Below are 4,668 nucleotides of genomic sequence, written 5' to 3' on the forward strand. Positions count from 1 at the left end.
TAGCTGCAGCGATTGACATTAGTTTTCAAGTAGGCGGAGGCCTGCGTCAGCTAAGCGATGTGGAAAAGCTTCTGGCTCTGGGTGCCAGCCGGGTAATAATTGGAACCCGGGCGGTTTCCCACCCGGATTTCATCGTCAACCTGCTGGATAAGTTCGGCCCTGAGCGCATAGTACTGGGCCTGGATGCTAAGGAGGGCATGGTGGCGGTGGAAGGATGGGTTTCCACTTCTTCAATAACGGCTATAGATTTTGCATTGCAGATGAAAGCTCTGGGGGTACAAACGGCCATATATACAGATGTCTCGCGGGACGGGCTTTTGCAGGGTCCCAACCTGGCGGCCATAAAAGAGATGGCTTGTAGTACCGGACTGGATATTATTGCTTCCGGAGGGGTAAGCAGCCTGGACAATATAAGAGCCTTGAAAGAGTTGGAGAATGACGGGGTTAGCGGGGCCATTATTGGCAAGGCCCTCTATGACGGCAAGATAAGTTTGCTTGATGCTCTTAAGGAAGCGGAAAAATAAATTTTGATATATGGGGTGGTTTGATGCGGGCTAAAAGAATTATACCCTGCCTAGATGTACATGGCGGCCGGGTGGTAAAAGGAACAAACTTTATTAATTTACGGGATGCCGGCGATCCGGTGGAATTTGCGGCTTTCTATGATAAAGAGGGGGCCGATGAACTGGTGTTTCTGGATATCAGCGCCACCTCCGAGGAGCGCCAAACCATGGTGGAGGTAGTGCGGCAAACCGCCCGCGAGGTTTCTATTCCCTTTGCTGTCGGTGGAGGGATAAGAACCCTGGATGATATCAGCAATATATTGAAGGCAGGAGCGGACAAGATTTCCATGAATTCAGCAGCCATAAGGGATCCGCAGATCATTAAAGAAGGGGCAGATAAATTTGGCAGCCAGTGTATCGTGGTGGCTATAGATGCCCGGCGTATCAGCGAGAATTCATGGGAGGTTTATATTGATGGGGGACAGCTTGCCACTGGCATGGATGCCCGGGAATGGGCACGCAAGGTGGAAAGCCTGGGAGCTGGAGAAATACTTTTAACCAGCATGGACAAGGATGGAACCAAAGACGGGTATGACATTGAACTTACCGCCGCTATAAGCGAGCAGGTCGGGATACCGGTTATCGCCTCGGGCGGAGCCGGCAAGCTGGAACATCTCTATGAAGCCATTACTCAGGGCAAGGCTGATGCCGTTCTCTGTGCTTCAATTTTTCATTTTCGTGAATATACGGTGCGGCAGGCCAAGGAATACCTGGCGGCTAAAGGAGTGGCAGTAAGATTATGATAGATAATTTAAAATTCGATGAAAAGGGTTTGCTTCCCGCCATTATCCAGGATTATGAGAGCGGGCAGGTATTGATGATGGCCTATATGAATAAGGAATCCTTGGCTCGCACTTTGGAAAGCGGCAAAACCTGGTTTTATTCCCGCAGTCGACAGAAACTATGGCAAAAGGGGGAAGAATCGGGGCATATCCAGGAGGTAAAGGAAATATCTTTTGATTGTGATAGTGACTGCTTGCTGATCAAGGTGGCGCAAACAGGGGTAGCCTGTCATACTGGGCACTACAGCTGTTTTTACCAGACCCTTGATGGGAAAGAAGTCGAGAGTCCCGTATTGGACCTATCGGCGGTTTACAACTCCGCTGGTGGGGGGCCGGGAATCCTTTATGAATTATATGATATTATTCTGGAACGCAGGGAAAAAATGCCGGAGGGCTCGTACACAGCCTATCTCTTTAATAAAGGCCTGGACAAAATCCTGAAAAAAGTAGGTGAAGAAAACGCGGAAGTGATCATCGCTGCCAAGAACCGGGATAAAGCTGAACTGGTCTACGAGACATCCGACTTGCTCTATCACCTGCTGGTTCTGCTGGTAGAACAGGGGGTTAGCCTAGCGGAAGTTTTTTCCGAACTGAAATCTCGCCGCTAAAGCTCAATCCTGGCGGGGCTTTGCCGGGAGTTTACGGATGCGGATGCGGTCGATGCGCATCCCGTCCATCTTTACCACTTCCAGCTGCAAATGTTCCTGCTTCACCACATCTCCCTCTTGCGGGCGCTGGCCCAGTTTTCCCAGAACATAACCGGCCAGGGTATTATACTGCTCCTCTTCCTCTTTATCAATCGCCAGGTCAAATCTCTCCATCGCATCTTCAATGAACATACGGCCGCTGACCAGAAGCCTGCCGGATTCTTCGACAATAACTTCGGGTTCCTCATGGTCAAATTCATCCTGGATTTCCCCTACCAGCTCTTCCAGAACATTTTCCAGGGTTACAATGCCGGCGGTACCTCCGTATTCATCCAGAACTACAGCAATGTGCTGGTGGCGTTTTTGGAATTCCGGCAGCAAACGCTCCAGGGGCATAACCTCAGGGATAAAGATAATATCCCGGCGTATCTGGTTTAGGTCTTTTATTCCTTCCTCCCGGGAGATGATGTCCTTAATATTTATCTGCCCGATTATCCGGTCCGGGCTGCCGTCACAGAGGGGAAACCTGGTATGCCCGGACTGGCGAGCTATAGCCAGGTTCTCTTCCAGTGGGGCTTGGATGTCCAAAAAAATCACTTCCGGGCGAGGAACCATGATTTCTTCAGCTATCCGGTTCTCAAAACGAAAAACATTTTGCAGCAATTCCTGTTCGCTTTTGTTGATTTGCCCGCCCCGGTAGCTTTCGGAAATGAGCATGCGCAGTTCCTCTTCACTGTGTATTCTTTCAATTTCGCCTTTTGGCTCCAAGCCCAGCAGCCTTACTACTTTATTGGCGGTTCCGTTTAACAAATGTACCGCCGGATAAAAAAGATAAAAGAAAGCCCGCATGGGACCTGCCAGCCAGAGGCTTATAGCTTCCGCCTTCTGGATGGCCAGGGTTTTGGGGGCCAGCTCACCGAAAACTACATGAAGAAAGGTGATTAGGGAAAAGGCCAGCAGAAAAGAAATGGAATGGACCAGGGCCGGAGTGTTTATACCCCAGCGAAACAGCAAAGGGGAGATCAGGGTGGCTACAGCCGGTTCGCCCAGCCAGCCCAGACCCAGGCTGGATAGGGTAATGCCCAGTTGGCTAACCGAGAGATAGGCATCCAACTTTTCAATACATTCCTGTACGCCCTCAGCTTTCTTATTCCCTTCCGCTACCAGTTGCCTGATGCGGGTGGGTCGAACTTTGACAAAGGCAAATTCAGCCGCTACAAAAATCCCGTTGAGCAGCACCAGGAGAAGGGCAATAAGGATTTTGCCGAGACTTAAGAGGATATTAAGGCCAGCCGGATTTTCCATTAAAAAATTCTCCTTGCCAACAGTCAGATTAAAATTCGCTCATAGTTCAGCTTGCATCATGGCCGTAATTTATATGTACCTAAAACCTGGAGAGATTATGAAAACATTATACACCGTCCCACACCATAAAAAAATTCCTTTGCAACCTGTAAAAAAATGATATTATTAATGAAATAAGTGTAAAGTGAAGGGAGAGGCTGTATTGGTGAGGAAAATTCGCAGTATTACTATTCTAGGGGTATTAATGGCTTTGGTGATGAGTTGCCTGGGGTGTAGTGGTAGTTTGCCTACAGCAAAACAAGAGTCACCAATTACAATTAGCACTGAGGAAATTAAAGACAACAAGGATAATCTTGAATTAAGTTTGAAAGTTCCGGTTCTTAGCGAAATGAAAGATGAGAAGCTGCAGCAAAGCTTAAATGACCGTTTTCGCAATCTGTTTTTGCAACGCCGGGATGAAATGCTGGCTGAAAGGGAAGAAATGGATAAAGATTTAGATGAAGAAAACCCGTTTGCAAATATTCCTTCTGCATTAACCAGCGATTATAAAGTTATATATAACAATAACAGCTTACTTAGCCTTTATTTTGACAAGTACGAGTTTTTGGGCGGAGCACATGGCATGACTTATCGCATGCCTTTTAATATTGATTTGAGAGATGGGTCGGAGCTGGAACTATCTGATGTTTTTAAACCGGATAGCAATTATAAAGATGTTATTGATAAAGCTATACAGGCTGAGATAGCTAAAAATCCGGAAGGCTATTTTGAACCGGAAATGGACGGTTTTAAGGGCATTGAAGACGACCAGTTCTTTACGCTGCAGCTGGATGGTATAACCGTTTATTTCCAGTTATATGATATTGCTCCTTATGCCGCTGGGATACCGGAATTTAAAATTCCCTTTAGCGAGTTTGGTGACATGGTAAATCCCGAATTGCAAAAACGGCTTGAATAAATCCTCTTAAACTCCAAACACAGATTTTACTTATATTATTGACTCTGCTGCAAAAACCCCTTTTTATGCAAGCTAATGCATATTTATAACTTTTTGCAGCAGTGGAGTCATTATTTAACTTATTAAAATAAATGGAATGCCCGCTGCCAAGACGAGTGTTCCATTTATTCAACAGGTATTAAGGGACTGGCCAATAACCAAAACGCCAGTCCCTTTGTTGCTGATAATCTATTGAGTTGAAAAGAAAATGTTAATTTAATATAACTATGCCTTGCATAAGGGCTAGCGCAGGTAAAGGCTCCCCACTTCCTTTAAATCTGTGATTTGGTGCGATTTTGCCATGTCCTGGGACAGAGTATAAAGATTCTTTCCTATAAAAATTATGCGCTGTATATTTTTGCTGTCTTCGCACC

General features: G+C 46.5%; 5 protein-coding genes. 4 read left to right on the plus strand and 1 reads right to left on the minus strand.

The annotated features are described in order from the left end of the window. The 3 genes from PHP87_RS10760 to hisIE form a co-directional block, all read left to right on the plus strand. A partial coding sequence (locus tag PHP87_RS10760) for a HisA/HisF-related TIM barrel protein (RefSeq protein ID WP_299921224.1) occupies nucleotides 1-524 on the plus strand: 524 nt, incomplete at its 5' end. 23 nt (nucleotides 525-547) lie between these two features. Then, complete coding sequence (gene hisF, locus PHP87_RS10765) at nucleotides 548-1,306, plus strand: imidazole glycerol phosphate synthase subunit HisF (protein WP_299921227.1); 759 nt, start codon at nucleotides 548-550, stop codon at nucleotides 1,304-1,306. Further along, entirely contained in the window at nucleotides 1,303-1,953 is a 651-nt protein-coding gene (gene hisIE / locus PHP87_RS10770) for a bifunctional phosphoribosyl-AMP cyclohydrolase/phosphoribosyl-ATP diphosphatase HisIE (RefSeq protein WP_299921229.1), read from the plus strand. The genes hisF and hisIE overlap by 4 nt, the downstream gene beginning before the upstream one ends. 3 nt (nucleotides 1,954-1,956) lie before the next feature. Here hisIE and PHP87_RS10775 read toward each other — a convergent pair whose 3' ends face one another. Continuing rightward, a complete protein-coding gene (locus PHP87_RS10775) occupies nucleotides 1,957-3,297 on the minus strand; it encodes a hemolysin family protein (RefSeq protein WP_299921231.1) in 1,341 nt (446 codons plus the stop codon). A gap of 205 nt (nucleotides 3,298-3,502) precedes the next feature. Between PHP87_RS10775 and PHP87_RS10780 the strand changes: the two genes are divergently transcribed. Then, nucleotides 3,503-4,255 carry a DUF3298 and DUF4163 domain-containing protein gene (locus PHP87_RS10780; protein ID WP_299921232.1) on the plus strand — a complete coding sequence of 251 codons (753 nt, stop codon included), beginning with the start codon at nucleotides 3,503-3,505 and terminating at the stop codon, nucleotides 4,253-4,255. Nucleotides 4,256-4,668: the final 413 nt, after the last annotated feature.

Origin of the sequence: Syntrophomonas sp., assembly GCF_028707975.1 — a bacterium.
Taxonomy (GTDB): domain Bacteria; phylum Bacillota; class Syntrophomonadia; order Syntrophomonadales; family Syntrophomonadaceae; genus Syntrophomonas.